Raw genomic sequence first — 26,347 nt, 5'->3', positions numbered from 1 at the left:
TTTTACCCGCGGCGTCTCTTTTCTGTATAAATTAGAAAGGAGCATGAGATGACAGTGAGAAATTATCAAAAGGATTTGGAAAAGCTGATAGAAAAAAACATGCAGGAAGAAAAAATGCCAAAGCTTTTGCTTCACAGCTGCTGTGCTCCTTGCAGCAGCTACGTTATGGAATATTTATCAAAATATTTTCAAATTACTATATACTATTTTAACCCTAATATTTTTCCTCCTGAAGAATATGAAAAGCGGGTAAGGGAACAGGAAAACCTTATTCACAAAATGAATTTGCCTGGAAACGTAAAGCTTTTGGAGGGGGAATACAAGCCGGAGGAGTTTTTCCAGATGGCAAAAGGCTTAGAAAAGGAGCCGGAAGGGGGAGAAAGATGCTTTTTATGCTATGAAATGCGTCTGAGAAAAACTGCTCAGGAGGCAGTAAGAGGCGGATATGATTATTTTGCAACTACCTTATCTATCAGCCCTTTAAAAAATGCAGGAAAGCTAAATGAAATAGGAGAGAAAGTTGGAAAAGAGTGGGGAGCGCTTTGGCTGCCCTCTGATTTTAAAAAGAAAAACGGATATAAAAGATCTGTGGAATTGTCTAAGGAATACCACTTGTACAGACAGGATTACTGTGGCTGCGTATATTCTAAGGCAGAGCGGACCAAGAACCTTTAAGGAGCTGTTTTATTGTTGACAATACAGGGGATTTGTAATAAAACCTGACTTTGGTATCAGAGATTAAAAAATAGTGCAAACTTTAAGGTTTAGAAGGACTGCTAGCGGCAGTCCTTCTGTGTTTGTTATTATAGTTTATAATTAAAAATGGTGTTTATTTGAGTTTCAGATAGAAAGTANACCTGACTTTGGTATCAGAGATTAAAAAATAGTGCAAACTTTAAGGTTTAGAAGGACTGCTAGCGGCAGTCCTTCTGTGTTTGTTATTATAGTTTATAATTAAAAATGGTGTTTATTTGAGTTTCAGATAGAAAGTAATTCGTTAAAGGAAGATGAAATTTATCAGCTAGGTCATTTATAAAAGTACAATCCCTTGTGGTGTTTATATATTTATGTTCGCCTTTTGTTACCCTGAAATCTTTAATGAATCTAAATATATCTGAAGTTGAATATTTTTCATCCAGTATCTTAAATTGAAAAATCCTCTCTAAGAGAACTGTTAAATAGCAAATCAAAAAGTGGCCTTTAATCGTATTTTCTTTTTGAAGAAATACCGGCCGTGCATCCAGGTCTGATTTCATAATCTTAAAGGATTCTTCAATTCTCCACAGATTATGGTAAGTACAGTAAATATCCTGATCTGTCATCTGGGTTTCGGATGTGACCAGAAGATTGTATCCGGCAAGTTCGAGGTCCTTATCGATGGCAGCCTGATTAATCCTTGTTTTTGCTTTATTTCCTGTTTTATCTGTGAAATCCACATATTTTCCTGCTTCTCCAAAGTCATTCCTTTTGGCTTGTGACAGGGTAAGTGCTTTTGCTTTTTCTACAAGGCGGTTTATTTCATATCTTTTTTTTGCAGCAAGGGAAGGATTGTAGGTAACCAGGCGTTTCTCTGTAAGCATAATGGTCTGTTTTTTTCCGTTATACTCTATGGAATAAGGAAAAGTATCAATACAGCTTTTATAGCGGTATAAAAGTTTTCCGCTTTTATCTTTGACATCTTTGTAATCCTGTTCTAATAATACCCAGGTTTTTTCTGTCGAAGGCAAGGTTTTTACAGATTTTGAAAACAGATAACCATCTCCATTCTGTTTTGAAAACGCAATGTTTTGTGCACAATTAAGTCCTTTGTCTGCGACATGGATGGTTTTTCCCATGATATTGTTCCTATTTTTAAGTCCATCAATCACATCACGTAGAATGGGTTTTTCTGACTCATTTCCCGGATACATCTTCATACCGACCGGAATCTGGTTCCGATCCAAAAGGAGCCCAAGACCGATGATGGGTTCCTTTTTGTTTTCTTTGCTCGGTCCTTTTTTTCTGAAATCATCCTCCCTGTCTATTTCAAAATAGAAATTCGTACAATCAAAGTAAGAGTTTGAAGTATCCAGTCCATAAACAGCCGCAGTTTGTACAGTAAAGATCTCGATAAACTTTTCATAGTTTTCTCCCAAAAAGGCAAGACCATCAAGAAGCTGATCATAGGAATAATGCGACGAATGGTACAGATTGGGAAGCACATCGTGGAATGTCCTGTTTTTACTGCATGGGCATACACCTCTTGCGTAGACTAATGTAGAAATCAATTCATAAAGATCGAACTGAAAATCATATGTAAGATGAAAATAATTCACATACTTTTGGATTTCTAATTTCTCAAGGATTGCTTTCAGTGGAAAGTATCCAAGATAAAGAGTTGGAGAAATGTCAGAAATTTTGCGGACACCTTCTTCTTTTCGTTGCTGGTTTAAGAGAGCTACTTCTTGTTGGTAAAAAGAGATTGGATCTTCCATGCCGTTCTTTTTCAGTGTTTCTACAGAGCCAAGGGATTTGTAGCATTTGTGAGCTGCCCCCTTTTTTTCCTGATTATAAAAACTGTCATAAATCGCAAGATAAGTTCTGCCTTTTAAAGTTGTCTTTTTTAAAAAATATGCCATAGAATCCCTCCTCAAAAAGATAGCACCACTAACACTATTAGTATATCGCAAAAAAAGAATTTTGAAAAGTTTTTTTGCAATAAAAAAAGCCTTATTTAAAGGCATTTGTGAGGCTTCAGAGCAGAAAATACTCCTAAAGATTTCTAGTGCTAACTTCTAAAGACGGGAATTGTCTAAGGAATACCACTTGTACAGACAGGATTACTGTGGCTGCGTATATTCTAAGGCAGAGCGGACCAAGAACCTTTAAGGAGCTGTTTTATTGTTGACAATACAGGGGATTTGTAATAAAATTTTTATAAGTAAATGACAATTCTGTATCAAAAAGGGGGTATGTTATGTTAACAAGGAATTTGACAGTAGTAAATCCCTCCGGCCTTCATCTTCGTCCGGCAGGATTCTTATCTCAGACGGCTATGAGATATAAAAGCGACATTATTATAGAATGCGGAGAAAAGAAAGTCGTAGCAAAAAGCGTGTTAAATGTAATGGGCGCCGGAATAAAAGCAGGTACTGAAATTCGCCTGATCTGCAGCGGTATTGACGAGAAGGAGGCATTAGAAGGTATTTCTCAGGCAATAGAAAGCGGTTTAGGAGAAGGTATTAAGGAGTAAAATACATACCCTGGGTCTGGAAGCGGGAAATACTTTCAAACCTGGGGATTTTTTTGTGGAAATCTCCCTTTAAAAAACAAAAAAAATATGTTATACTGGAACGGAATGCTAAAAATTTAATAAAGCAGAGTAGGTTTATGTGCGTTAAGTGCCGGCTGTACAGGGAGTTGACAGTCAGACGAAAAGAGAAATCTTGCGGTACATAGGCCGCATCCCGCTGCAATAAGGAGAAATTATCTCCGCTTGTAGAGGTGAGGTCTGCAAAGGAGGTAATTTTATGTTTAAAGAATCATTAAATGAATTCAAACAGGTAAAAAACATTACCACAGCAGCCATGTTTGCCGCCTTATCTGTAATAATGGGTTATTTCACCATACAGATAGGAAATTATTTAAAAATTGGCTTTTCCACCATTGTGAACCAGTTTGTATACTATATGTTCGGCCCTGTTTCAGGGGCTTTATTCGGCGGCGTGCTGGACATTTTAAAGTATATCATCAAGCCTACAGGGGCCTACTTCCCAGGCTTTACTTTGGGGGCTATGGTGGGAGGCGTGATTTACGGCTGCTTTTTTTACAAAAAACCTATCACTCTTTTAAGAGTCATAGGAGCGGAATTTACAGCTAGTTTAGTATGTAATATACTGCTGGGCACGCTGTGGCTGTCCATGATGTATGGAGAGGGGTTTATTGCTCTTTTATCTTTTAGAATTCAGAAAAATCTGATTATGTGGCCCATAAATTCTATGATATTTTATACTTCATGGAAATCTTTGGAGGCTTCCGGTGTGTTCAGGCTGATTAAAAGCGGGAGCAGGCCAGAGGCGAAAAAGGCCAGGCAGTAAAAGGAGGAACAAAATGAGTGAAACTTGTACACATGACTGCAGCAGCTGTGGAGAAAGCTGTAGCAGCAGAACTCAGGAGCAGACAAGCTTTTTAGAGCCGTTGAATCCTGCAAGCACAGTAAAAAAAGTAATTGGAATTGTCAGCGGAAAGGGAGGCGTAGGTAAATCTTTAGTAACTTCTATGCTGGCAGTGAAAATGAGAAATAAAGGGTATAAAACTGCTATTTTAGACGCAGATATTACCGGCCCGTCTATTCCAAAGGCATTTGGTCTGACAAACCAGGGTATTGGCATGACAAAAGAAAATTTAATGATTCCAGCTACCACAGCTACAGGCATAGAGGTAATGTCTGCCAACCTTTTGCTGGATAATGATACAGATCCTGTCATCTGGAGAGGACCTGTAATCGCAGGGGCGGTGAAGCAGTTCTGGCAGGAAGCTTTATGGCAGGACGTGGATTATATGTTTGTGGACATGCCGCCAGGCACAGGAGATGTTCCCCTGACAGTATTTCAGTCTCTTCCGGTGAACGGGATTGTAATTGTTACATCCCCTCAGGAGCTGGTGTCAATGATTGTGGCTAAGGCTGTAAACATGGCGGAGAAAATGAATATTCCGATTATTGGACTGGTAGAGAATATGAGCTACCTGGAATGTCCAGACTGCGGAAAGAAGATTTCTGTATTTGGTGAAAGCCACATTGATCAGGTGGCAGAGGAGCATGGAATCCCTGTATTGGCCCGGATTCCCATTAAGCCTGAAATTGCAGGCGCTGTGGACGAAGGAACTGTAGAATATGTGGACTCACCATGGATGGAGCAGGCAGCTAAGGCGATTGAAGACTTATAAGAAAGAGTGAGTTTATGAATATCAGTATGAATCCTAACAGTGAACTGGAACAATCTATTGTCAGCGTGCCGGATATTGCTCAGGTGCCGGAAAGACTTATAAGCGAGGCCCGTCAATTTCAAAAAGCTATGATGATGTATACATGCGCCATCAGGGAGGTGAAAACCAAACTGGAGGTTTTAAACGACGATTTGTCGGTGAGAAACTCCAGGAACCCTATTGAGCTGATTAAGTCCAGGGTGAAAAAGCCTATGAGCATTGTGGAAAAGCTCCAGAGAAAAGGTTTGGAGGTTTCGCTGGAAAATATGATTAACTGTCTGGATGATGTGGCAGGCATCAGAGTAATCTGTTCCTTTGTAGATGATATTTATGCTGTGGCAGATATGTTGGTGCGCCAGGATGATATTCGGGTAATTGCAGTAAAGGATTACATTAAAAATCCAAAGCCTAACGGCTACCGCAGTTATCATATGATCATTGAAATTCCTGTGTTTTTCTCAGACAGCAAAAGGCCTATGCGGGTGGAGGTGCAGATTCGCACCATTGCTATGGACTTTTGGGCCAGCCTGGATCACCAGCTGAAATATAAAAAGGATTTAGGGGAATCAGGCGAGATTGAACAGGATCTGCGGCAATGCGCCGACATTATTTCTCAGACGGACAACAAAATGCTGGAGATCCGCCAGAGAATAGAGGCGCGGGGGATTACCGTGAGAAAATAAGACAGTCAAAGTTCAGCAGATGTAGTAGGACAGGGTTTCAGTTACACGAAATCCTGTCTTTTTATATAAGGCCAAAGCCGGCACATTGTCCCCCGATACCTGAAGAGACACAGAATCCCAGGATAGAAATAAGGCAGGAAGAGCTTCTGAGTTCTGGGTGGAAAGCAGGACGAGAACATAATTTAAAAGAGCTTGACCAATACCTTGGCGGCGGAATGGCCTAAGCACCTCTAAAGCATAAAAGTAAACCTGGTTGTTTAAAAGAGACAGGCGGCATGAGGCTGCCTGCTTTCTATGATTCTGAAAGCCAGAGGAAGCGTTAAAATCACTGTGCAGGGGCATAATATATGCATAAAACTCCAGGTTCGCCTGATCTAAAATATTTACTTGAAAAGATAAAGACGGAATAGTTTTATTCTTAACAATATTTTGAGAAAGAGGCGGCTGGAAGTCCCTTAAATTCAGGCACATAAAGTGCTCGTCATACCAAAATTGTCCCCCCAGACTTTCAATGGCCATTTTGGCAGCAGGACAGCTACCGTCTGTGACAAAGGAAAATTCTCCGTCTGGAAAGAGGGTTTCTGCTTTTTCAAAAAGCCGGGTAAAGCAGCCTTTTTGTCTGAAGGAGGGCACCGTTATAGCCATGCATTCGTAAACATTTTCCTCCATCTCACAGAAAGCCATGGCGGATACGACTTGATTTTCGTATTTGTATATGAGAAATAAATCTCCGTCCTCAAAAGGAAAGGAGAGGGTTAAGCCGTGTAAGGAACGGCATTGTTCCATAATAAGGGAAATCTGCAATTTTTCTTTTTCAGGCAGCTGAGTAAATGTATATATGTTCATAGTCGGCTCCTTGTATTCTTATTTCTATGAATTATAATACAAAAAATATGTACAATTCAATTCATATTTCAGAAATTTGTTGATTGTGCATCTGAAAATCTGGTGTTAGAATAGATGAAGTTTGAGAGGAGTGAATACTAATGAAATATGTAAAAGAAATTGCGCTGATTTTAGGCGTTTCCCTGGCAGGCGAGTTTTTAAATCAAACCCTTCCTCTTCCTGTTCCTGCAGGTGTGTACGGACTTTTTCTGCTTTTGGCAGGTTTGCTGACAGGGATCGTAAAAATAGAGCATGTAGACGATACGGGAAATTGGCTTTTAGATACTATGCCTTTAATGTTTGTGCCTGTGTCTGTAGGACTGATGGAAAGCTTTGGGGAACTAAAGGGGATTCTTTTGCCCTTTGTCTTTATTTCATTTATATCTACAGTTATTGTAATGGCAGTTACAGGATTGCTGGCAGAGTGGATTATTAAAAGAAAAATGAAAAATAAGGAGACGGAAGTATGAAAGAGGCTTTAGCAGGTTCCCTGTATTTTGGATTTGTGCTGAGTATACTGGGATTTCAGGCAGGAGCATGGCTGAAGAAGAAAACAGGGTGGGCCATATTTAATCCTTTGTTAGTGGCAGTTGTGATTATTATTCCTCTGCTGAAAGTTACCAATATTTCATATGAAGAATATAATGCAGGAGCAAAATACATCAGCTACTTTTTAACTCCCGCTACAGTCTGTCTGGCGATCCCTTTGTATAAACAGCTTCATTTGCTGAAAAAACACAGCGCCGCAGTGGCGGGAGGGATTTTGTCAGGGGTGCTGGCCAATGCAATCAGTATTTTTTCACTGTGCGCAGTTTTCCGCCTGGGCCATGTTCAGTATGTGACCCTTCTTCCCAAGTCAATTACCACGGCCATCGGTATGGGAGTCAGTGAGGAAGCGGGGGGAATCGTAACTTTAACAGTGGCAAGCATTGTTATTACCGGAATTACAGGAAGCGTGCTGGCAGAATTTATTTTTAAAATATTTAAAATCAGCCATCCTATTTCAAAAGGGCTGGCTTTAGGCACCAGCGCTCACGCTATAGGTACTTCAAAGGCTTTGGAATTAGGGGAAATTGAGGGAGCCATGAGCAGCTTATCTATAGCGGTGGCAGGACTGCTGACTGTGGCGGTAGTGCCTATTATAGCAAATTGGATTTAAGGCTTTTCGCTGTTTCATGTAGAAATTAAACTTATTATATCAGGAGGTAGGAAATGAACCTATATGAGGCAATCAGAAAAAGGCAGTCTGTGCGGTTATATGAAGAGAAAGAAATACCGGAAAATCTTTTGGCGGCAATCAGGCTGTTTGGACAGAGATTATCATTGACGGAATCACAGATTAAGACGGAAATTAAGATTGTCTGCAGAAAGAATACAGACCCTAAATTAAAGGGGATGTGGAAGGTTCATGCCCCTTACTATTTGATTTTTTATTCAGAAAAGGCATATGGCTATGAAAGAAACGCCGGATATGTGCTGGAGCAGATTTCTCTTTATATGACTTCCAGAGGTCTTGGCAGCTGTTTCTTAGGAGGATGCCACGCGGCGGAATTATCTGTAGAGGGAATGGAGCAGATTATGGTAATGGCCTTCGGATATGCGGAGGGAGAGCTGTACAGGGGACAGGAGCTGGCGAAAAGGCTTTCCTTAACTGATATTTGTTTGTTCCCAGAGGGAAAAGAGGCGTCGGCAGAAGTAAAATGGATTATAAACGCCGCCAGGCTGGCCCCCTCGTCCTTGAATTCTCAGCCATGGCGTATGGTAGTAAAAAAAGATAAAATATATTTATTTGCCAGAGGAGATAAAATTCCGTTTCCCGGTTCAGCCAGATTAAGGGAGATCAACATGGGAATCGTGCTGGCTCATATTGTGCTGGCTGCTGAGGAGCAGTGGATTGCCACGGAAATTATTACTGAGAAAAAGCTGGAGGAGAAAAAGTATAAGGGCGGCTCTTATATATGTACTGTTAAGCTGGGATAGCCAAAAGCTTCCCGGCTTTTTTGATACATAGGAAACTTCTGATGCCCCCCAGGCGCACACTTTTTAAAGGCTTGAAACAGGGGGGAAGATATGCTAGAATGGGAAAGAATATGAACGAAAGAAAATCATTGAGAAAATCAAGGAGGTTGCCATGATTAACCAATTAATACAGAAGATTGAAAAAACAAAAGCTCCTGTCTGCGTAGGACTGGACCCAATGCTTGGCTATATTCCGGAGCAGGTGACAGCAAAGGCTTTCCGTGAGTTTGGAGAGACTCTGGAGGGAGCTGCAGAGGCAATCTGGCAGTTTAATAAAGAGATTATTGATTGTACTTATGACTTAATTCCAGCTGTAAAGCCTCAGATTGCCATGTATGAGCAGTTTGGCATCGAAGGCTTAATGGCTTATAAGAAGACTGTTGATTACTGCCAGGAAAAGGGCTTAATTGTAATTGGAGATGCAAAAAGAGGAGATATTGGCTCTACATCTGCAGCTTACGCTGTAGGTCACTTGGGAACTGTTCAGGTAGGCTCTAAAACTCTGTTAGGCTTTCACACAGACATGCTTACAGTAAACCCATATTTGGGAACTGACGGAGTAAAGCCTTTTGTGGATGTATGTAAGGAAAGCGATAAAGGCATTTTTGTGCTGGTGAAAACCTCTAATCCATCCAGCGGAGAGTTTCAGGATCAGTTAATAGACGGAAAGCCTTTATATCAGCTGGTGGCAGAAAAGGTGGTTGCGTGGGGCTCTGAAGTGATGGAGGGAAACTACAGCAATGTGGGAGCCGTTGTAGGCGCCACTTACCCGGAGATGAGCAGGGTGCTGAGAAAGCTTATGCCTAATACATATTTCCTGGTTCCGGGATACGGAGCGCAGGGAGGCACTGCCGAGGACTTAAAATACTGCTTTAATGAGGACGGACTGGGAGCTATTGTAAATTCCTCCAGAGGAATTATTGCAGCTTATAAGAAAGCTCCTTACGACAAGTTTGGCCCGGAGCACTTTGGAGAGGCCTCCAGACAGGCAGTTGTTGACATGGTTGCAGATATTAGCAGGGTACTATAGGAGGGAATCATGGCACAGGTAAAAATCATGGCAGAAGTGAAAAGCCAGGAACAGCTGACAGAGGATGTGTTCAGCATGTGGCTGAAAGCCCCTGGGATTGCAGAAAAAGTAGTTCCGGGACAGTTTATTTCTGTGTATACAAAGGATAAAAGCAAGCTGCTTCCAAGACCTATCAGCATCTGCCAGGTAGAGAAGGACCAGGGCTGCCTGCGGATTGTATACCGTGTAGTGGGGGGAGGAACAGAAGAGTTTTCCAAGTACAAGGCCGGTGAAGAGGTAAGTATTATGGGGCCTTTAGGCAACGGATTTCCTTTAAAACAAAAAAAGGCATTTTTAATCGGCGGCGGAATCGGCATCCCTCCAATGCTAGAGCTGGCCAGAAATCTGGACTGTGAAAAAACTATGGTGTTGGGATACAGAGACGTATTATTTTTAAATGAGGAATTCGCTCCCTACGGTCAGGTTTATGTTGCCACAGAGGACGGAAGCGCAGGAACAAAAGGCAATGTTTTGGATGCTGTCAGAGAAAACGGCCTGGAGGCAGATATTATTTACGCCTGCGGTCCAACTCCTATGCTTCGCGCCATTAAAGCATATGCAGAGGAAAAAGGAATAGAGTGCTACATTTCGCTGGAAGAAAAAATGGCCTGCGGAATCGGAGCCTGTCTGGCATGTGTCTGTAAATCAAAAGAGGTGGATCACCACACCCATGTGCACAATAAGAGAATCTGCAAGGACGGACCTGTCTTTGCAGCACAGGAGGTAGAGCTGTGATGAATACAAAAGTAAACTTGGCAGGAGTGGAACTTAAAAACCCTGTAATGACAGCTTCAGGCACCTTTGGCTCTGGTATGGAATATGGGGAAATGGTGGATTTAAATAAGCTGGGAGCAGTTGTGACAAAAGGCGTGGCAAATGTGCCCTGGTCGGGAAACCCAACTCCCAGAATTGCAGAGGTTTACGGCGGGATGATGAATGCCATTGGCCTGCAGAATCCTGGAATCCACGTTTTCTTAGAAAGAGATATGCCTTATCTGGAGCAGTTTGATACAAAGATTATTGTAAATGTGTGCGGCAAAACTACAGAGGATTATATTGACGTAGTAGAACGATTGTCTGACACAAAGGCAGCTCTTTTAGAAATAAATGTGTCCTGCCCTAATGTAAAAGAGGGGGGAATTGCCTTTGGACAGGAGCCGAAAGCTTTAGAGGCAATTACAAAAGAGGTGAAGAAACACGCCGCCCAGCCTATTATTATGAAGCTTAGCCCTAATGTGACAGATATTGTGGAGATGGCTAAGGCTGCAGAGGCGGGAGGAGCCGATATTTTGTCCCTGATTAATACGATTACAGGCATGAAAATAGATATTCATAAAAGAAGCTTTGCCATTGCCAACAAAACAGGAGGCATGTCAGGGCCTGCAATTAAGCCTGTGGCTGTGCGCATGGTATATCAGGTGGCAAATGCGGTTAAACTTCCAATAATCGGCATGGGGGGAATTATGACGGCTGAGGACGCCATTGAGTTTATTTTGGCGGGAGCCACGGCTGTTTCTGTGGGAACAGCTAATTTCCACAATCCTTATGTTACTGAGGAGATTGTAAAGGGAATTGAAGATTACATGAGAAAATATAATACAGAAGATATTCAGGACCTGATCGGTGCTGTAAAATAGACGGAAAGCTGAGGATAATAAAATGGAACAATACAAGCAGGAATTTATTGAATTTATGATTGACTGTCAGGTGCTGAAGTTTGGCGATTTTGTGACAAAAAGCGGAAGAAGGACCCCGTTTTTTGTAAACACAGGATTTTACCGCACAGGCGCTCAGCTGAGAAAGCTGGGAGAGTATTATGCAAAGGCGATTGCAGGCACCTTTGGAACAGATTTTGACGTGCTGTTTGGGCCTGCATATAAGGGAATTCCTTTAACTGTAGCTACTAGTATGGCTCTCAGCGAACACTACGATGCAGATATTAAATACTGCTCTAACAGAAAAGAAGTAAAGGACCACGGAGATAAGGGAATTCTTTTAGGAAGTCCTATTAGCGACGGGGATAAGGTAGTGATTATTGAGGACGTTACTACTGCCGGAACATCCATTAATGAAACTTTGCCTATTATCCGCGCTCAGGGAAATGTGGATGTGATGGGACTTGTGGTTTCTGTGGACAGAATGGAGCGGGGACAGGGAGAAAAATCCGCTCTTACAGAAATCCAGGAAAACTTTGGATTTAAGACAACTGCTATTGTAACTATGGCGGAAGTAGTGGAACACCTTTACAATAGAGCGTACAAAGGTAAAGTTATTATTGACGACAGCCTGATGGCTGCAATTAGCGCATATTATGAGCAATATGGCGTAAAATAGGAGTGTTTCATGGAAAAAATATATAAAACAATGAGAAATGTAGGTGTATGCAACATTGTAATCGGCTCAGTAATACTGGCGGCAGGTGCAGCAGTGGGGGTAATGGCGATTATCAGCGGCGCTGTGCTTCTTCGCCGGAAATCTGAAATTACATTTTAAAGCAGAAGCGGAGCTTTTATGATCAGAAATACGACGAAGAAACAGAAATTAGGCTGGGTTTTGCTGATTCTTTATTTGATTCTTCTTGTATATTTAATGTTTTTCGCCGAATCCTTTGGCAGGTCGCCGGAGGCCAGGGATGAGTATGCATATAATCTGGAGCTGTTTAAAGAAATCCGCAGATTTTATATTTACAGAGAGCAGCTGGGGATGAAAGCATTTTTCCTGAATATTTTTGGAAATGTTATTGGTTTTATGCCGGGAGGATTTTTCCTCCCGGTTGTCAGCAGAAGGAGCAGGCGATGGTACAACACAGTGCTTTTGTGCTTCTGTCTCAGTTTGTCTATAGAAACTGTTCAGCTGATATGGAAGGTAGGCAGTTTTGACGTAGACGACCTGTTTTTAAATACTCTAGGCGGTTTGATTGGATATATATGCTACAGAATTGTTCAGACCATAAGAATCAGAAGGAGGAAACATTATGAAAGTGCGAAATAATAAAGTTTCCTATATTAAAAAGCCTATAGCCAAAAGAAGCTATATGGCTTTAGGGCTGTGCGTGGCGGCTACAATTCTGGGACTTGCAGGTATTATTTTAGGAATTTATTACCAGGGGAAGGCCGGATTAAACGCCGGAGCTTTTGGCCTGTGCAGTTTTGTAGTCAGCCTGTTCGGCCTTTGGTACTGCTGGGGATCTTTTCTGGAAAAGGAAAAAAATTATATTCTGGCTAAAATAGGAGCAGTGCTGGGAGGTATTTGGGTCCTTTTCTGGATTTGTATGATTATTGCAGGAATTATGAGGTGAAAACGTGGATTACAGAAAATTAATGAAAGAAGAAAATGAAAGCGCGTCAGAGCGCTTTTGGCTGTCAATGAGCAGAATCAGAGAAATTCGGACAGAGGAGGAAATTCCTGCGCCTTTTTGTAAATATTTTCAAAAGGTGGCAGGATTTCTTGTTATGTTGGGAGATCTTTTTAATGAACTGGAGCTTGAAAAGCCAGGGGATAAAACTTTTAATGAGCTGGAAAAAAGAAATCAGATTCTTTACCAGGATATTTTGCCTGCAAACTATGAAAATAGCTATGGAAACCCGGCTTTTGCAGCAGAGCGGCTGGGAGAGGGCTATGGCCAGCTGCTGTCATTTTTATATGCAGAGCTGAGAGGGGAAATTGTTTATGCCTACGAGGGAAGATTAAAAGATATGGCGGCGTATAACGAGCTGTTTTTGGAGGTTTACAGCTTATTTACTATGGCGGCCTGGGAAAAACGTCTGCCCTCTGTTCAGGATATTAAGGAAGCTTTATACTGGCATATTAGTGATTACTGCGACCAGACAGTAGTTTACAGAATCAGGGAATGTCTGGACCCCTCCCTGTCATTTGCAACAGATATTATCAGGGAAGCGGACTTTTCAGACATCAGGTATTTATATTATTTTGGAGAATATATTTCAGACCAGGAGCTTAAAACAGCAGAGTTTTTAGGAAGCCTTCCCCAGGAAACCATTGACAAAATGGCGGACACATATACAGAAGGATACAGAAAAGGCTTTGAAGTTATGGGCCGCGACCTTTCTAAAAAGGAAACAGTAGTGATTCGCTATGAGCTGGGTTTTGAGAGAATGATAAAAAAAGCCATAGAGAATTTTGAAGCATTAGGCTTAAAAGTGATTTTATACAGAAGCCCAGTAAGCGCAGTTAATAAAAATCCGGGGAGAAACGCAGGATACTTTAGCTTGGGCCCTAACAAGCAGTACGTTTATGACCACAGATTTGACAGCAGCATTTTCTTAAATAAGGCATTTAAGGACAGGAAGCTGGATATGATTAAGGTGGCCTATGAAAAGTATAAGGACTTGGCGAAAAAGTATGCAGGCCCTGCGGTGGTGGAGACTTTTGGACAGAAGGAATTTGTTCCTGTAAATAAAAAGGAAGCTTTAAAGTTTACTGAAAAGCAGGAAAAGCTTTCAGTGGCCATGGCCGGGGAGTCTGCGAGAATCAGTCAGAATTATGTGCCTGGAGACGAAACCAGCTTTACAATTATTGCTTTTCCTGTGCCTGAAATCGGAAAAGATTTTAAGGAAATCTTTAAGGAAACCATTGAAATTAATACTTTAGATTATGAAAAATATAAAGTGATTCAGCAGAAAATCATTGATATTTTAGACCAGGCCAAGGAGGTGGAAATTAAGGGAAGAGGGGAAAACTGTACAAATATTACAGTGGCTCTCCACCAGATTCAAAATCCTGACAGGGAAACTAATTTTGAAAATTGTGTGGCTGATGTAAATATTCCTTTAGGGGAAGTGTTTACCTCCCCTGTTTTAAAAGGCACAAATGGAACTCTGCACGTTAGCAGCGTTTATATTGGCGACATTATGTTTAAAAATCTGAAGCTGGTTTTTAAGGACGGAATGGTAACTGATTATTTCTGTGAAAACTTTTCTGACCCTGAGGAAAATAAAGGCCTGATACGTCAGGTTATTATGAAAAACCACAATTTGCTGCCTATGGGAGAGTTTGCAGTAGGGACTAATACTGTGGCTTATGCTATGGCTGAAAAATTTAGGATTATTGAAAAACTGCCTATTTTAATTGTGGAGAAAATGGGCCCCCATTTTGCCGTGGGAGATACATGCTACAGCTGGGCCGAGGATTCTCCGGTATATAATCCTAATGGAAAAGAAGTAATTGCCAGGGATAATGAAATTTCTCTGTTAAGGAAGGAGGACCCTGGAAAAGCTTATTTCAGCTGCCACACAGATATTACGATTCCCTATAGGGAGCTGGATTCTATTTATGCAGTTACAAGCTCCGGAGAAAAGCTTCCTGTGATTTTAGAAGGCAGATTTGCGGCAGAGGGGCTGGAGGAGTTAAACAGGCCCTTTGCCGGTTTAGAAAAGAATAGCTAGTTATGTTATTTTTTGTAAAAACGTATATTGACTAAAAAGTAAAAACCTTGTATCATTATTAATAAGTAAGTTTAAAACAATTTCAAACATTTATAAAAAATATTAATAACTAATAGAAGAAAAGGAGAGAATACTATGGCAAAAGTTGGTATTGTTATGGGAAGTGATTCTGATATGCCTGTAATGGCACAGGCGGCGGCAATTTTGGAGAAGCTGGGAATTGATTTTGAAATGACTGTTATTTCTGCACACAGAGAGCCGGATGTATTTTTTGAATATGCAAAATCTGCTGAAAGTAAAGGTTTTAAGGTGATTATTGCCGGAGCCGGAAAGGCAGCTCATCTGCCTGGAATGTGCGCGGCGTTATTCCCAATGCCTGTAATCGGCATTCCTATGAAAACCTCTGACTTGGGAGGCGTTGATTCTCTGTACTCTATCGTGCAGATGCCCTCTGGAATTCCTGTTGCAACAGTAGCGATTAACGGCGGGGCAAACGCAGGTATTTTAGCGGCTAAGATTCTGGCCACATCAGATGGAGAGATATTAGAGAAGCTGAAAAATTATTCTGAAGAAATGAAAAATGATGTTGTGAAAAAGGCTGAGAAGCTGGATGAAATAGGATATAAGGCATATCTGGAGCAGATGAAAAAGTAATTCAGGAAGAAAAGCGCCGTAAATAATCAGGCGGATGCCTGATTCTGGATGTAAGTTTACATGGAAAAATTGGAGGATGAACAATGGATTACAAGAAAGCCGGAGTAGATATTGAAGCAGGTTACAAGTCAGTTGAATTAATGAAAAAGCATGTGCAGGCCACTATGAGACCTGAAGTTTTAGGAGGCATCGGAGGATTTTCCGGAGCATTTTCCATGGCGGCATTTAAAGATATGGAGAAACCAACCTTAGTATCCGGAACAGACGGAGTGGGAACAAAGCTGAAATTGGCGTTTATTATGGACAAGCACAATACAGTGGGAATCGACTGTGTAGCTATGTGTGTAAACGATATTGCATGTGCAGGCGGAGAACCATTATTTTTCCTGGATTATATTGCCTGCGGCAAAAATTTTCCTGAGAAAATCGCTGATATTGTAGGCGGTGTGGCGGAAGGCTGCAAACAGGCAGGAGCTGCCTTAATCGGCGGGGAGACGGCGGAGATGCCTGGCTTTTATCCAGAGGATGAATACGATTTAGCCGGATTTTCTGTAGGCGTTGTAGATGAAAAGGACCTGATTACAGGAAAAGATTTAAAGGCTGGGGACGTTTTAATTGGAATGGCTTCCTCAGGCGTTCACAGCAACGGATTTTCCCTTGTAAGAAAGGTATTTGAAAAGGAAATGACAAAAGAGGGCCTTAATACATATTATGAGGAGCTGGGCGCTACTTTGGGAGAGGCCTTAATTGCTCCTACAAAAATTTATGTAAAAGCTCTTAAATCCATTAAGGACGCAGGGGTGAGGATTAAAGCCTGCAGCCACATTACAGGCGGCGGCTTCTATGAAAATGTTCCTCGTATGATGAAAGAGGGAACAAGGGCTGTCATTAAAAAAGACAGCTATCAGGTGCCTCCGATTTTCCGTCTGATGGCAGAAAAGGGGCAGATTGAAGAAGAAATGATGTATAATACCTACAATATGGGAATCGGCATGATTGTAGCAGTAGATCCTGCAGATGTGGAAAAAGCAGTGGAAGGGATTAAAGCTGCCGACGAAACTCCATATGTAATCGGCGCAGTGGAAGAAGGCGAAAAAGGAGTGACATTATGCTGAGAATCGGTGTAATGGTTTCAGGCGGAGGCACGAATCTTCAGGCGATTTTAGATGCAATAGATCAGGGCAGGATAACAAATGCCAAGGTGGAGGTCGTAATCAGCAATAATCCTGGGGCTTATGCTTTAGAGCGGGCAAAGGCCCATAATATTGAGGCAGTGTGCCTGTCCCCTAAGTCTTATTCTGACAGAGCTGCTTTTAATCAGGCATTTTTGGATAAGGTAAATGAATATCATCTGGACTTAATTGTGCTGGCCGGATTTTTAGTAACCATTCCTGAAGAAATGATTAAAGAATATAGAAATAAGATTATTAATATTCATCCTTCACTGATCCCTTCCTTCTGCGGGGTTGGGTATTATGGGCTGAAGGTGCATGAAGCGGCCTTAAAAAGAGGAGTAAAGATAACAGGAGCTACTGTTCACTATGTGGACGAGGGAGTGGATTCTGGTCCGATTATTCTTCAAAAAGCAGTTGAGGTGCTGGATAAAGATACCCCTGAGATACTTCAAAGACGTGTGATGGAGCAGGCAGAATGGGTAATTCTGCCTCAGGCGATTCAAATGATTGCAAACCAATAGGAGGCGGATATGAAGGTATTAATTATTGGAAGCGGCGGAAGAGAACATGCTATTGCCTGGAAAGTAGCGCAGAGTCCAAAGGTAGATAAAATTTACTGCGCTCCCGGAAACGCAGGTATTTCCCAGTATGCCGAGTGCGTAAATATAGGGGCAATGGAGTTTGAAAAACTGGCTGCGTTTGCTAAGGAAAAGGAAATTGATCTGACAGTAGTAGGCATGGATGACCCTTTAGTAGGCGGAGTTGTAGATATATTTGAAAGTCAGGGCCTGAAAGTGTTCGGCCCCAGAAAAAATGCGGCGATTCTGGAGGGATCCAAGGCTTTTTCTAAGGATTTGATGAAGAAGTATAATATTCCAACTGCTGCATATGAAAATTTCACCTCCCCTGAGGAGGCGCTGGCTTACCTGGAAACTGCAAAAATGCCGATTGTCCTTAAAGCTGACGGACTTGCCCTGGGAAAGGGAGTGCTGATCTGCAATACTTTAGAGGAAGCAAAAGAAGGGGTAAAAACCCTTATGCTGGATAAACAATTCGGCTCTGCAGGCGATGAAATTGTAATTGAAGAGTTTATGGTGGGAAGGGAAGTTTCCGTACTGTCATTTGTAGATGGAAACACTATCCGCATTATGACCTCCTCCCAGGACCACAAAAGAGCAAAGGATGGAGATCAAGGCCTGAATACAGGAGGAATGGGCACATTTTCTCCAAGTCCGTTTTATACAAAACAAGTAGATGAGTTCTGCAGAGAAAATATTTATCAAAGAACTGTAGACGCAATGAAGGCAGAGGGACGTCCTTTTAAGGGAATTATTTTCTTTGGGCTGATGCTTACAGAAGAAGGACCTAAGGTGCTGGAATATAACGCCAGATTTGGAGATCCTGAAACTCAGGTAGTGCTGCCTAGAATGAAAAATGATATTGTAGAAGTATTTGAGGCTTGTGTGGACGGGAAACTGGACCAGATACAGCTGGAATTTGACCACAATGCGGCAGTGTGCGTGGTGCTGGCTTCAGACGGATATCCGGAGCATTATGAGAAGGGATATCCTATTACTGGCTTTGAAAATTTTGAGAATAAGTCAGGATATTTTGTATTCCATGCAGGCACAAAGTTTGACGAAGCAGGCAGGATTGTGACAAACGGCGGACGAGTTCTGGGAGTAACTGCTTTAGGGGAGGACTTGAAAAAGGCCAGAGAAAACGCTTACAATGCTGTACAGTGGATTCACTTTGAAAATAAATATATGAGAAATGATATTGGAAAAGCCATTGACGAGGCTTAATAAAAGCGCCAAAACTGATTTCCGGAAATAGGAGATAGGTTTTGGCGCTTTTTTACTTGAAAAAGATTTAGATTCCCCTGACAATATGAACATAATCCTGTCTCTGATCAACAATAGCATACACTGTTACAAGCCTCTTGGCCTCGTTGATTTTATAAAATACAAGATTTTTTTCTAAAATAAGCACTTTAAATTTTTGTCTGCGTAAAACCATATATTTTGGGTCCATTCCCATATAGGGATGATCTGACAAAAGTGAAATCTGTCTTTCAATATCATCCAGCTTTTTTACAGCAGTTTCTGTTCCAAAGTTTTCTGCTATAGATAAAATAATTTTTCTGAGGCCTGCATCTGCTGTATCAGTTCTTATAATTTTGTACTGCCCCATGATTGTCCGCCTTTCAGAATATTTCGGATGTCATCAAATGTATCTTTCATTGGTGCAATTCTGCCATTGTCTATATCATCCTGTGCTTCAGCCAGAAGCTCTAACAGCTCAATACGAGATTTCATTCTCTGATATTCTCCATACCCTAAAGAAACTGTATCACCTCTACCTTTTACTGTTATAATGACCGCCTCATTATTCTCACGGCATTGCTTTGAAATCTCACTATAATGATTTCTCAAATCTGCTGATGGTCTAATGGTTTCCTGTAATGTTTGCATATTCTTCCTCCTGGCCCATAAATAATGTAGTCATATTATATCATGTAATGACTATGATGTACAGCTTGATTTTCTATAAAAAGATAGGGATTCAGTAGTAGAAACTCCTTTCTGTATGTGGTAGAATGAATTCATAAATTGTAACTGAATCAATTGTGCAAAAGGAGGGTACCAGATGTACAAGAGCAAAACATTTTCCTATACATATGAAGATTATGAGGACAATCATAAGTCTGCGGAAACTATGGTGGCAGATATTCTGGCAGATTCAGAGCTGGATTCTCTGGAGGAGATTATTATTGGGTCCTGGGGAGACTGCTGGGATGGAGGCGGAGCAGCCAGGATTATTGAAGATATTGTGGCAAATAGGGAAAGCTTCAGCCATATTAAAAGCTTATTTGTAGGCGATATGGATTACGAGGAATGCGAGGTTTCCTGGATTATTCAGGGAAATTATGAACCTCTTTACAGCGCTTTGCCTCAGTTGGAAAAGCTGACTATAAAGGGAAGTACAGATTTGGATTTGGGAAAAGTTTCCCATAAAAATTTAAAGTCTTTGGAAATTATCTGCGGAGGTCTTCCAAAATCTGTGCTGGAAAGTATTAAAAATGCAGATCTGCCCTCTCTGGAGCGTTTAGTGCTTTATTTAGGCGTGGAGAATTACGGTTTTGACGGGGATATTTCAGATGTGGAAGCCCTTCTTAGGGACTCAGATTTTCCTAAGCTTAAAATTCTGGGAATTGTAGACAGTGAAATTCAGGACCAGGTAGTGAAGGCTGTGCTGGAAAGCAAGTACATGCCGCAGCTGGAACAGGCGGAGTTTTCTATGGGAAGCCTGACAGATGAAGGCGGTCAGCTGCTTTGCGACAAAATTCCGGAGTTTCCAGGCATGAAAAGTTTAGATCTTCATTACCATTATCTTTCTGATGAAATGATGGAAAAGCTGAAAAAGCTTCCCCTGGAGGTTCATGTGGAGGACCAGAACCAGCCGGACGAATACGGCGGGGAGATTTACAGAGATCCTCTTTTGACAGAATAATGAAGATTGTATTAATTGGAACTTTGGGAAGCCGGAGAACAGAGTACTTTTTAAAGGCTGCGCAGGAGCTGGGAGTGAAAGTTTCATTTCTGGACTGGAGGCGGCTGCCGGCAGATAAAGAGCTGGAGGGAAGTATTATAAAACTAGATCCTATGCCTTTTAAGGACAGCGATATTATGGCGCTTGACCAGTTGATTTCTCAGTACAGAAGTCAGCTGGCCAGGCTTTCTTTGGTTACAGGAGTCAAATTTTTAAATGAGCCTGAAAGTATTTGGGCAGTGTTAAACAAGGCTTCCTGCAAGAAAAGGCTGGAGGAACATCATGTGGCGGCAACTAAAATGCTGTCAGAAAAAATCGGCAGCTTAAAAGAGCTTCAGGAAAAAATGGAAGATAGACGAATGACGGGAGTTTTTGTAAAGCCTGTTTTTGGATCTGGGGCAGCAGGGGTGGTGGCTTACCAAAGGAGAAAAGACAGAACAGGAGGGTTTTTGCAGCTGGCTTATACTTCCGCTTTTTTGGAAAATGGTTCTTTGACCAACACAAAGCAGTTAAGACGGCTGGAAGACAGGAAAGAAATTGAGGAGATTCTCCGCCAGGTAATTGCCGGCGGCGCTATGGCGGAGCAGTGGGCGCCGAAGGCAGTGTACCAAGGAATGAAGTATGATCTGCGGGCTGTATGGCAGTTTGGAGAAAGACAGTTTCTGGTGGCGCGCAGGTCCAAGGGGCCTATTACTAATCTGCAGCTGAATAACTGCGCGCTTAAAGTAAAAGAGCTGGGACTTTCAGAGGAAACCATGGAAAGCATCAGGCAGGTGTGCAGTCAGGCTATGAGACTTTACCCAGGGCTTTCTATGGCTGGAATTGATATACTTCTGGATAAGCAGGGCAGGAATCCTAAAGTGATTGAGATGAACGGACAGGGAGATTTAATTTATCAGGACATTTTTAATGAAAACAGAATTTATAAACAGCAGATAAAGTGGATGGCCGGTCAGAAAATGTAAGGCGGGGAGGATCATAAAATGGAACAAATACCAGAAGAAATATTTGCAGCCGGGAAAGAGAAGAGGAGAGAACAAAAAGTTTTTATGGATCAGGTGGTGGGAAAGCAGGATATATTATTTGTCTGTCTGGACACATTAAGATTTGACGCTGCTTTAGAAGAAGAACGGCTGGGGGGAACGCCAGTGCTGAACCAGTATGGGCCGTGGAAGAAGTGTCAGGCGGCGGGAAATTTTACATATCCGTCTCACCAGGCCATGTTTGCCGGATTTCTGCCCTGTGATTGGGATGCCAAATCTATGATGGACAGGGATATGCTGTTTTTTCCAAAAAATATTGGCATGGGCAGGCAGACGCCGCCAGGGGCGTTTGCTTTTGAGGGGCCAACCTTTATACAGGGGCTGGAAAAGGAAGGATATGAAACTTATTGTATTGGAGGCGTAGCGTTTTTTGATAAACGGTCTGATATTGGAAAGGTTCTTCCTTCCTACTTTATGCACAGCTACTGGAATCCATCTTTTGGCTGCGGGGTAAAAGACAGTGCGAAGAATCAAATTGATTTTGCCATAAAAAAGCTGGGGCAGGCGCCTGAAGAAAAACGGGTATTTATGTATATTAATATTGACGCCATACATTACCCGAATTATTTTTATGCTGAAGGGGAAAAGCATGACAGCTTAGTAAGCCATCGGGCGGCTCTCCGCTACGTGGACAAAGAATTAAAACGTTTATTTGAAGCTTTTGAGAGGCGAAGCTCTACATTTGTTATTTGCTGCTCTGACCACGGAAGCTGTTACGGGGAGGACGGAGTTGTTTTTCATGGAATCAACCACCCGGTAGTTAACACAGTGCCTTATAAACATTTTTTCTTGCCGGCCCGTCCACATAAGGACGGGAGTGTCAAGGAGGGTGCAAAGATAAATTATTACACCCAGTATATGTACAGCTATCCCCACAAGACGGCCTACAGGCCTCTGGAAAATGTGCGGTTTGAGGATTATTGCCACAGGCTAATGGGAAAGGATAACAGCCTTTATATTCACATCCCATTTTGTGAGACAAAATGCGGGTACTGTAATTTATTTTCTGTATCAGGGGTTTTAGAAGGCCTGGGGGATCAGTATTTGGACGCTGTAGAGCGGCAGGTTCAGGGTTATAAAGCTTCCAGATTTTCCTTTCAGGATTTTACTGTAGGAGGAGGCACGCCTTTGATTCTTACAGAAAGCCAGCTAGAGAGAATGTTTACAATTGGAGAAGAAGCAGGAGCTTATAAAAAGAATATGGAAAAGCCCTGGCAGGTAATTGTAGAAACCTCCCCTAACCAGACTTCGCCGGAAAAGCTGGCAGTGCTGAAGAAGTACGGGACCACCAGAGTCAGCATGGGAGTACAAAGCTTTTTTTCCAGTGAACTTCAGGCTTTAAACAGAAGACACAGTCCGGAGCAGGCCAGAAAGGCTGCAAAGTGGATCAGGGAAGCAGGATTTTCCTGTTTAAATTTAGATTTAATATATGGGATTCCAGGGCAGACAGAAAAAAGTTTTCTGGCCTCTATTGATGAGGCTTTATATTGGAGGCCGGAGGAAATATTTCTTTACCCCCTCTATATTAAGGAAGGAACATATTTGGCGGGGCAGAAGGTTAAACATCCTGAAAACACTATGGAATTGTACAAGCGGGGGAGAGCGTATTTAAGGGAAAAAGGATATGTGCCCTGCTCTATGCGGCGTTTTGTCCGAGGCGATTACATGAAGGAGGAGATTTTGTCCTCCTGTGGCTTTGGAAATACTTTATCTTTAGGCTGCGGAGGAAGAAGCTATTTAGGAAATCTTCACTTCTGCACTCCCTACGGCGTGTCAGCCAGAGGGTGCAGAAATATTTTAGAAAGATTTATAAAGGAACAGGATTACGGGGCTATTACAAACGGCATCTTTCTGTCTCCCCAGGAGGAAAAGCGCCGCTTTGTAATTAAGAATCTGCTGTTTTTCCGGGGAATTTGTTTAGAAGAATATTATGGTCTTTACAAGAAAACTCCGGAGGAGGATTTTGAAATCCTAAACAGCTGGGTCAAGGCAGGGTATGTAAAAAGGTCCGGCGGATACTTAGGATTAACAGAAGAAGGCTTTTGCTTGTCAGATTATTTAGGGCCTATGCTTCAGTCTGAAGATGTGACGGCAAAAATGGCGGCCTGGAAGGAGACGGATTTATGAAGACTCAGGGGCTTCAGGTTTATTATCGGGGATATTTAAAATCCTGTAATTACGCCTGCAGCTATTGTCCCTTTTCTAAGAAAAAAATGTCTGAAAGACAGCTGATGAAAGACAGGGAAGCTTTATTTCGATTTATAGATAGAATAGGGAAGCTGGAGGAGACAAAGGGAGAAAGATTTGCAGTGCAGATTGTTCCCTATGGGGAGGCATTGATCCATGACTTTTACTGGGAGGCTATGGCAAAATTAAGCTGTTTGTCTTGCTGCGACGCAGTGGGATGTCAGACAAATTTAAGCTTTCCCGTAGAGAAAATGATATCTAAATTTAGTGAAAACCAGGGAAATGTGGAAAAACTAAGGCTTTGGTGCACCTATCACCCTGCTATGACAGGGAAGGAAGACTTTCTAAAGCAAAGTCAAAGCTTGAGAGACAGAGGGGTTAAGCACTGTATAGGCGCTGTGGGAAATCCTGAAAATATTCAGGATATTAAGGCTTTGAGAAGAGAACTGCCGCCGGAGATTTACTTTTGGATTAACAGAATGGCCGGTTTAAAAAGACAGTATACCAGCCAGGAAAAAAAGGCCCTGGAGGAAATAGACCCATTTTTCCATTCAGAGCTTTCCTATCCTGCTGCAGCATGTGAGAACTGTAAAAATTCTTGGTTTGTGGAGGCAGACGGCAAGGTAACGCCCTGTAATCTAAGTAAAAACAGCTTAGGGAATCTTTACGATAATGAATTTGGAAGCAGCTGTAAAAACCCTGGCAGTATGTCAGGCGCCTGCAAATGTTTTTTGGCCTACTGCAATCGCTTGGACAGGGAGGAAAATATGTGGTTTTATCCATACCCTGCCTTCCGGATTTTAAATTATCCTGCAGCAATATGCTTAGATACAGATCAGACGATTGTGGGGAATGGGGGAGAAGGAGGTTTCATAGGAAATGGCTAAAATTATTGAAATAACAGATTTTGCAGCTCCGGAATTAGATGTGTACGCCAGGCTTTCAGAAAGCCAGCTGTTTCACTGCTATGAACCGGACAACGGAATATTTATTGCAGAAAGTCCAAAAGTGATTGAAAGAGCTTTGGACGGGGGATATCAGCCCATTTCCCTGCTGTTAGAGAAAAAGCATGTGGAGGGGGAGGCCTCTGATTTAATCAGAAGATGCAGGGATATTCCTGTGTATACAGGCGAATTTAATATTTTAACACAGCTGACTGGCTTTAAGCTTACAAGAGGAGCCCTGTGCGCCATGAGAAGGCGCAGCTTGCCCGGGATTGGCAGTATATGTGATGGGGCCGTCCGGATTGCAGTGTTGGAAAATGTTATGAATCCTACGAATGTAGGTTCTATTTTCAGGGCCGCGGCGGCATTAGGTATAGACGGAGTGATTTTAACGCCTGGCTGCAGCGATCCTTTATACCGGCGGGCATCCAGAGTCAGCATGGGAACGGTTTTTCAGATTCCATGGACGTTTTTTAATAAAAAAGATGAAGAATGGCCTAACTCGGCCATGGAAATTTTAAAGAAATCAGGTTTTAAAACAGCTGCTATGGCTTTGACGAATAATTCAGTAAGTATAGACCATCCGGCGTTAAAAATGGAAGAAAAGCTGGCTATTGTTCTGGGAACAGAGGGGGACGGGCTGGCCTCTGAAACTATTGCATCCTGCGATTATACAGTGAAAATACCAATGGCGGAAAATGTAGATTCCCTGAATGTATCAGGGGCTGCCTCTATTGCTTTTTGGGAATTAAGAAGGGAAAGGAACCTTCCGAAAAATATTTTATAAATTGTTTAATATAAATGTCCTGTAAATTTTTATGATAAGCAATTCCGTATTCTATAGCCGTCTGTTTTTCTGCAAACGGCAGTATAACAATATCTTCTATATAAGATGGTATATAAATTTCAGGCAAAATGGCCACGCCATAATTACATTTTGCAAAAAGAATGGCGGACTGATCATTTTCACATAAAATCTGCAAATGCTTTTGACCGTGAAGAGTAATAAATTCCTGCAGCTTATTTCCGTACTGAAAAGGAATGCACCGGGGATGCATGGTAATCAAGGTTATATTGAATAAATCTTTATAACTAATTTGGTTTTTCTCCGCCAACGGGGATTTGGGGGATACAATGGCAAAGCTGGAAATATTTACTGCCTTTTTAAAAATATAATTATGAGCTTCAGCTACCATTTCCCTTGTGCCGATTAAAACATCCAGATGATTATTGTCAAACAAGGACTTTAGTGCAAAATAGTCCTGGACAATAATTTGAGGATAAACTGCAGGAAATTCTTCCCTTATCCTTGTTAAGGCATTTTCTAAGAAATCTAGTTCAGATTGGCTGGAGCAGCCAATTCTTAAAACGGCAAGCTTTTGGCTTGCCAATTTTTTTATCTTTTTTTCCGCCAAAGCTATTTTTTCCAGTATGCTTTTGGCTTCGCTGTAAAACAATTTTCCCGTTTCAGTTAATTTTACCATTTTAGGTGTTCTGATAAATAAGGTGGTATTTAATTCTTCCTCCAGATTTTTAATATGATGGGTGACAGCAGGAGTGGAAATATATAATTCTTCTGCAGCCTTTGTAAAATTCAGCTTATCTGCCACGTGCAGAAAGCATTCTAATTGTTGGGTATTCATATATAAATTCTCCTTATGTTCTCTACAGTCGTAGTAAGTATAGCCGGTTTGCAGAAGAAGTTCAACATTAACTTTTATTTAACGCTGTTAATTTATATTAAATTCCCATTTTCACGTTATGGT

At 41.7% G+C, this 26,347-nt stretch carries 31 protein-coding genes and 1 riboswitch; of the genes, 26 read left to right on the top strand and 5 right to left on the bottom strand.

Annotation, left to right across the window (positions count from 1 at the left end):
- Positions 1-48 precede the first annotated feature (48 nt).
- Positions 49-675 (top strand): epoxyqueuosine reductase QueH, encoded by a 627-nt coding sequence (locus tag C1A07_RS02460; protein WP_101875698.1) that lies wholly within the window; start codon positions 49-51, stop codon positions 673-675.
- Positions 676-941: 266 nt separating this feature from the next.
- Here the strand turns inward: C1A07_RS02460 and C1A07_RS02455 are convergent, their stop codons facing one another.
- On the bottom strand, positions 942-2,618 hold the full coding sequence (locus tag C1A07_RS02455) for an IS1634 family transposase (protein WP_101875697.1): 1,677 nt from the start codon (positions 2,616-2,618) through the stop codon (positions 942-944).
- 169 nt (positions 2,619-2,787) lie between these two features.
- On the opposite strand from C1A07_RS02455, the gene C1A07_RS16840 reads away from it, so the two are divergent.
- The 5 genes from C1A07_RS16840 (at position 2,788) to C1A07_RS02430 (ending at position 5,648) form a co-directional block, all read left to right on the top strand.
- Positions 2,788-2,868, top strand: a complete 81-nt coding sequence (locus C1A07_RS16840; RefSeq protein ID WP_278321075.1) for an epoxyqueuosine reductase QueH — start codon at positions 2,788-2,790, stop codon at positions 2,866-2,868.
- 88 nt (positions 2,869-2,956) lie between these two features.
- Positions 2,957-3,232 carry an HPr family phosphocarrier protein gene (locus tag C1A07_RS02445; protein ID WP_101875696.1) on the top strand — a complete coding sequence of 92 codons (276 nt, stop codon included), beginning with the start codon at positions 2,957-2,959 and terminating at the stop codon, positions 3,230-3,232.
- Positions 3,233-3,355: 123 nt separating this feature from the next.
- A riboswitch (THF riboswitch) is annotated at positions 3,356-3,454 on the top strand.
- A 55-nt stretch (positions 3,455-3,509) separates the two neighbouring features.
- Positions 3,510-4,076, top strand: coding sequence for a folate family ECF transporter S component (locus C1A07_RS02440; protein ID WP_101875695.1), 567 nt, complete (start codon positions 3,510-3,512; stop codon positions 4,074-4,076).
- Positions 4,077-4,089: 13 nt separating this feature from the next.
- Positions 4,090-4,926 carry an Mrp/NBP35 family ATP-binding protein gene (locus C1A07_RS02435; RefSeq protein WP_101875694.1) on the top strand — a complete coding sequence of 279 codons (837 nt, stop codon included), beginning with the start codon at positions 4,090-4,092 and terminating at the stop codon, positions 4,924-4,926.
- A 14-nt stretch (positions 4,927-4,940) separates the two neighbouring features.
- Entirely contained in the window at positions 4,941-5,648 is a 708-nt protein-coding gene (locus tag C1A07_RS02430) for a GTP pyrophosphokinase (protein ID WP_101875693.1), read from the top strand.
- A gap of 12 nt (positions 5,649-5,660) precedes the next feature.
- On the opposite strand, the gene C1A07_RS02425 is transcribed toward C1A07_RS02430, so the two are convergent.
- Positions 5,661-6,494: a GNAT family N-acetyltransferase gene (locus C1A07_RS02425; RefSeq protein WP_101875692.1), complete on the bottom strand. Its 834-nt coding sequence runs from the start codon at positions 6,492-6,494 to the stop codon at positions 5,661-5,663.
- A 140-nt stretch (positions 6,495-6,634) separates the two neighbouring features.
- On the opposite strand from C1A07_RS02425, the gene C1A07_RS02420 reads away from it, so the two are divergent.
- The 15 genes from C1A07_RS02420 to purD all read left to right on the top strand — a co-directional run bounded on the left by C1A07_RS02420 (position 6,635) and on the right by purD (position 18,660).
- Positions 6,635-7,003 (top strand): CidA/LrgA family protein, encoded by a 369-nt coding sequence (locus C1A07_RS02420; protein ID WP_101875691.1) that lies wholly within the window; start codon positions 6,635-6,637, stop codon positions 7,001-7,003.
- A complete protein-coding gene (locus tag C1A07_RS02415) occupies positions 7,000-7,692 on the top strand; it encodes an LrgB family protein (RefSeq protein ID WP_101875690.1) in 693 nt (230 codons plus the stop codon). The genes C1A07_RS02420 and C1A07_RS02415 overlap by 4 nt, the downstream gene beginning before the upstream one ends.
- Before the next feature lie 53 nt (positions 7,693-7,745).
- Positions 7,746-8,513, top strand: a complete 768-nt coding sequence (locus C1A07_RS02410; RefSeq protein WP_101875689.1) for a nitroreductase family protein — start codon at positions 7,746-7,748, stop codon at positions 8,511-8,513.
- Positions 8,514-8,664: 151 nt separating this feature from the next.
- Entirely contained in the window at positions 8,665-9,582 is a 918-nt protein-coding gene (pyrF, locus tag C1A07_RS02405) for an orotidine-5'-phosphate decarboxylase (RefSeq protein WP_101875688.1), read from the top strand.
- A gap of 9 nt (positions 9,583-9,591) precedes the next feature.
- On the top strand, positions 9,592-10,356 hold the full coding sequence (locus C1A07_RS02400) for a dihydroorotate dehydrogenase electron transfer subunit (protein ID WP_101875687.1): 765 nt from the start codon (positions 9,592-9,594) through the stop codon (positions 10,354-10,356).
- Positions 10,356-11,258: a dihydroorotate dehydrogenase gene (locus C1A07_RS02395; protein WP_101875686.1), complete on the top strand. Its 903-nt coding sequence runs from the start codon at positions 10,356-10,358 to the stop codon at positions 11,256-11,258. The genes C1A07_RS02400 and C1A07_RS02395 overlap by 1 nt, the downstream gene beginning before the upstream one ends.
- A gap of 22 nt (positions 11,259-11,280) precedes the next feature.
- Positions 11,281-11,955: an orotate phosphoribosyltransferase gene (gene pyrE / locus C1A07_RS02390; RefSeq protein WP_101875685.1), complete on the top strand. Its 675-nt coding sequence runs from the start codon at positions 11,281-11,283 to the stop codon at positions 11,953-11,955.
- Positions 11,956-11,964: 9 nt separating this feature from the next.
- A complete protein-coding gene (locus C1A07_RS16130) occupies positions 11,965-12,114 on the top strand; it encodes a hypothetical protein (protein ID WP_180952158.1) in 150 nt (49 codons plus the stop codon).
- Positions 12,115-12,132: 18 nt separating this feature from the next.
- The gene (locus C1A07_RS02385; protein ID WP_101875684.1) at positions 12,133-12,612 is read left to right on the top strand and encodes a VanZ family protein; all 480 of its coding nucleotides are present in this window, start codon (positions 12,133-12,135) and stop codon (positions 12,610-12,612) included.
- Positions 12,596-12,919: a hypothetical protein gene (locus C1A07_RS02380; protein WP_101875683.1), complete on the top strand. Its 324-nt coding sequence runs from the start codon at positions 12,596-12,598 to the stop codon at positions 12,917-12,919. Before C1A07_RS02385 ends, C1A07_RS02380 begins: the two co-directional genes overlap by 17 nt.
- Positions 12,920-12,923: 4 nt before the next feature.
- The gene (locus C1A07_RS02375) at positions 12,924-15,026 is read left to right on the top strand and encodes an aminopeptidase (RefSeq protein WP_180952157.1); all 2,103 of its coding nucleotides are present in this window, start codon (positions 12,924-12,926) and stop codon (positions 15,024-15,026) included.
- Positions 15,027-15,161: 135 nt separating this feature from the next.
- On the top strand, positions 15,162-15,680 hold the full coding sequence (purE, locus tag C1A07_RS02370; RefSeq protein WP_101875682.1) for a 5-(carboxyamino)imidazole ribonucleotide mutase: 519 nt from the start codon (positions 15,162-15,164) through the stop codon (positions 15,678-15,680).
- 83 nt (positions 15,681-15,763) lie between these two features.
- Positions 15,764-16,795 (top strand): phosphoribosylformylglycinamidine cyclo-ligase, encoded by a 1,032-nt coding sequence (gene purM, locus C1A07_RS02365; RefSeq protein WP_101875681.1) that lies wholly within the window; start codon positions 15,764-15,766, stop codon positions 16,793-16,795.
- Positions 16,789-17,376: a phosphoribosylglycinamide formyltransferase gene (gene purN, locus C1A07_RS02360; protein ID WP_101875680.1), complete on the top strand. Its 588-nt coding sequence runs from the start codon at positions 16,789-16,791 to the stop codon at positions 17,374-17,376. Before purM ends, purN begins: the two co-directional genes overlap by 7 nt.
- A gap of 9 nt (positions 17,377-17,385) precedes the next feature.
- Positions 17,386-18,660 carry a phosphoribosylamine--glycine ligase gene (gene purD, locus C1A07_RS02355; RefSeq protein ID WP_101875679.1) on the top strand — a complete coding sequence of 425 codons (1,275 nt, stop codon included), beginning with the start codon at positions 17,386-17,388 and terminating at the stop codon, positions 18,658-18,660.
- 67 nt (positions 18,661-18,727) lie between these two features.
- On the opposite strand, the gene C1A07_RS02350 is transcribed toward purD, so the two are convergent.
- Positions 18,728-19,048, bottom strand: coding sequence for a type II toxin-antitoxin system RelE/ParE family toxin (locus tag C1A07_RS02350; RefSeq protein ID WP_101875678.1), 321 nt, complete (start codon positions 19,046-19,048; stop codon positions 18,728-18,730).
- On the bottom strand, positions 19,027-19,329 hold the full coding sequence (locus tag C1A07_RS02345; RefSeq protein ID WP_101875677.1) for a type II toxin-antitoxin system Phd/YefM family antitoxin: 303 nt from the start codon (positions 19,327-19,329) through the stop codon (positions 19,027-19,029). Before C1A07_RS02345 ends, C1A07_RS02350 begins: the two co-directional genes overlap by 22 nt.
- A gap of 175 nt (positions 19,330-19,504) precedes the next feature.
- Here C1A07_RS02345 and C1A07_RS02340 point away from each other — a divergent pair, with 175 nt between their 5' ends.
- From C1A07_RS02340 to C1A07_RS02315, 5 genes are read left to right on the top strand one after another with little or no spacing between them, the layout of a single operon-like run.
- The gene (locus C1A07_RS02340; RefSeq protein WP_101875676.1) at positions 19,505-20,368 is read left to right on the top strand and encodes an STM4015 family protein; all 864 of its coding nucleotides are present in this window, start codon (positions 19,505-19,507) and stop codon (positions 20,366-20,368) included.
- Positions 20,368-21,372, top strand: coding sequence for an STM4014 family protein (locus C1A07_RS02335; protein WP_101875675.1), 1,005 nt, complete (start codon positions 20,368-20,370; stop codon positions 21,370-21,372). Before C1A07_RS02340 ends, C1A07_RS02335 begins: the two co-directional genes overlap by 1 nt.
- Before the next feature lie 18 nt (positions 21,373-21,390).
- Positions 21,391-23,577 carry an STM4012 family radical SAM protein gene (locus C1A07_RS16610; protein WP_330399391.1) on the top strand — a complete coding sequence of 729 codons (2,187 nt, stop codon included), beginning with the start codon at positions 21,391-21,393 and terminating at the stop codon, positions 23,575-23,577.
- A complete protein-coding gene (locus tag C1A07_RS02320; RefSeq protein WP_101875674.1) occupies positions 23,574-24,524 on the top strand; it encodes an STM4011 family radical SAM protein in 951 nt (316 codons plus the stop codon). The genes C1A07_RS16610 and C1A07_RS02320 overlap by 4 nt, the downstream gene beginning before the upstream one ends.
- Positions 24,517-25,368 (top strand): TrmH family RNA methyltransferase, encoded by an 852-nt coding sequence (locus C1A07_RS02315; protein ID WP_101875673.1) that lies wholly within the window; start codon positions 24,517-24,519, stop codon positions 25,366-25,368. The genes C1A07_RS02320 and C1A07_RS02315 overlap by 8 nt, the downstream gene beginning before the upstream one ends.
- Here C1A07_RS02315 and C1A07_RS02310 read toward each other — a convergent pair.
- Positions 25,313-26,224 (bottom strand): LysR family transcriptional regulator, encoded by a 912-nt coding sequence (locus C1A07_RS02310; protein WP_101875672.1) that lies wholly within the window; start codon positions 26,222-26,224, stop codon positions 25,313-25,315. The genes C1A07_RS02315 and C1A07_RS02310 overlap by 56 nt on opposite strands.
- Positions 26,225-26,347 lie beyond the last annotated feature (123 nt).

This window comes from Lachnoclostridium edouardi (assembly GCF_900240245.1).
Taxonomy (GTDB): domain Bacteria; phylum Bacillota; class Clostridia; order Lachnospirales; family Lachnospiraceae; genus Lachnoclostridium_A; species Lachnoclostridium_A edouardi.
Note: the sequence above shows the minus strand (reverse complement) of the source record. Positions and strands in the feature narration are given on the sequence as shown.

Excerpts from the sequence above, each read along its gene's own strand:
- C1A07_RS02460 (WP_101875698.1), top strand. The coding sequence starts at position 49 with ATGACAGTGAGAAATTATCAAAAGGATTTGGAAAAGCTGATAGAAAAA.
- C1A07_RS02455 (WP_101875697.1), bottom strand. The coding sequence starts at position 2,618 with ATGGCATATTTTTTAAAAAAGACAACTTTAAAAGGCAGAACTTATCTT.
- C1A07_RS02445 (WP_101875696.1), top strand. The coding sequence starts at position 2,957 with ATGTTAACAAGGAATTTGACAGTAGTAAATCCCTCCGGCCTTCATCTT.
- C1A07_RS02440 (WP_101875695.1), top strand. The coding sequence starts at position 3,510 with ATGTTTAAAGAATCATTAAATGAATTCAAACAGGTAAAAAACATTACC.
- C1A07_RS02435 (WP_101875694.1), top strand. The coding sequence starts at position 4,090 with ATGAGTGAAACTTGTACACATGACTGCAGCAGCTGTGGAGAAAGCTGT.
- C1A07_RS02430 (WP_101875693.1), top strand. The coding sequence starts at position 4,941 with ATGAATATCAGTATGAATCCTAACAGTGAACTGGAACAATCTATTGTC.
- C1A07_RS02425 (WP_101875692.1), bottom strand. The coding sequence starts at position 6,494 with ATGAACATATATACATTTACTCAGCTGCCTGAAAAAGAAAAATTGCAG.
- C1A07_RS02420 (WP_101875691.1), top strand. The coding sequence starts at position 6,635 with ATGAAATATGTAAAAGAAATTGCGCTGATTTTAGGCGTTTCCCTGGCA.
- C1A07_RS02415 (WP_101875690.1), top strand. The coding sequence starts at position 7,000 with ATGAAAGAGGCTTTAGCAGGTTCCCTGTATTTTGGATTTGTGCTGAGT.
- C1A07_RS02410 (WP_101875689.1), top strand. The coding sequence starts at position 7,746 with ATGAACCTATATGAGGCAATCAGAAAAAGGCAGTCTGTGCGGTTATAT.
- pyrF (WP_101875688.1), top strand. The coding sequence starts at position 8,665 with ATGATTAACCAATTAATACAGAAGATTGAAAAAACAAAAGCTCCTGTC.
- C1A07_RS02400 (WP_101875687.1), top strand. The coding sequence starts at position 9,592 with ATGGCACAGGTAAAAATCATGGCAGAAGTGAAAAGCCAGGAACAGCTG.
- C1A07_RS02395 (WP_101875686.1), top strand. The coding sequence starts at position 10,356 with ATGAATACAAAAGTAAACTTGGCAGGAGTGGAACTTAAAAACCCTGTA.
- pyrE (WP_101875685.1), top strand. The coding sequence starts at position 11,281 with ATGGAACAATACAAGCAGGAATTTATTGAATTTATGATTGACTGTCAG.
- C1A07_RS16130 (WP_180952158.1), top strand. The coding sequence starts at position 11,965 with ATGGAAAAAATATATAAAACAATGAGAAATGTAGGTGTATGCAACATT.
- C1A07_RS02385 (WP_101875684.1), top strand. The coding sequence starts at position 12,133 with ATGATCAGAAATACGACGAAGAAACAGAAATTAGGCTGGGTTTTGCTG.
- C1A07_RS02380 (WP_101875683.1), top strand. The coding sequence starts at position 12,596 with ATGAAAGTGCGAAATAATAAAGTTTCCTATATTAAAAAGCCTATAGCC.
- purE (WP_101875682.1), top strand. The coding sequence starts at position 15,162 with ATGGCAAAAGTTGGTATTGTTATGGGAAGTGATTCTGATATGCCTGTA.
- purM (WP_101875681.1), top strand. The coding sequence starts at position 15,764 with ATGGATTACAAGAAAGCCGGAGTAGATATTGAAGCAGGTTACAAGTCA.
- purN (WP_101875680.1), top strand. The coding sequence starts at position 16,789 with ATGCTGAGAATCGGTGTAATGGTTTCAGGCGGAGGCACGAATCTTCAG.
- purD (WP_101875679.1), top strand. The coding sequence starts at position 17,386 with ATGAAGGTATTAATTATTGGAAGCGGCGGAAGAGAACATGCTATTGCC.
- C1A07_RS02350 (WP_101875678.1), bottom strand. The coding sequence starts at position 19,048 with ATGGGGCAGTACAAAATTATAAGAACTGATACAGCAGATGCAGGCCTC.
- C1A07_RS02345 (WP_101875677.1), bottom strand. The coding sequence starts at position 19,329 with ATGCAAACATTACAGGAAACCATTAGACCATCAGCAGATTTGAGAAAT.
- C1A07_RS02340 (WP_101875676.1), top strand. The coding sequence starts at position 19,505 with ATGTACAAGAGCAAAACATTTTCCTATACATATGAAGATTATGAGGAC.
- C1A07_RS02335 (WP_101875675.1), top strand. The coding sequence starts at position 20,368 with ATGAAGATTGTATTAATTGGAACTTTGGGAAGCCGGAGAACAGAGTAC.
- C1A07_RS16610 (WP_330399391.1), top strand. The coding sequence starts at position 21,391 with ATGGAACAAATACCAGAAGAAATATTTGCAGCCGGGAAAGAGAAGAGG.
- C1A07_RS02320 (WP_101875674.1), top strand. The coding sequence starts at position 23,574 with ATGAAGACTCAGGGGCTTCAGGTTTATTATCGGGGATATTTAAAATCC.
- C1A07_RS02315 (WP_101875673.1), top strand. The coding sequence starts at position 24,517 with ATGGCTAAAATTATTGAAATAACAGATTTTGCAGCTCCGGAATTAGAT.
- C1A07_RS02310 (WP_101875672.1), bottom strand. The coding sequence starts at position 26,224 with ATGAATACCCAACAATTAGAATGCTTTCTGCACGTGGCAGATAAGCTG.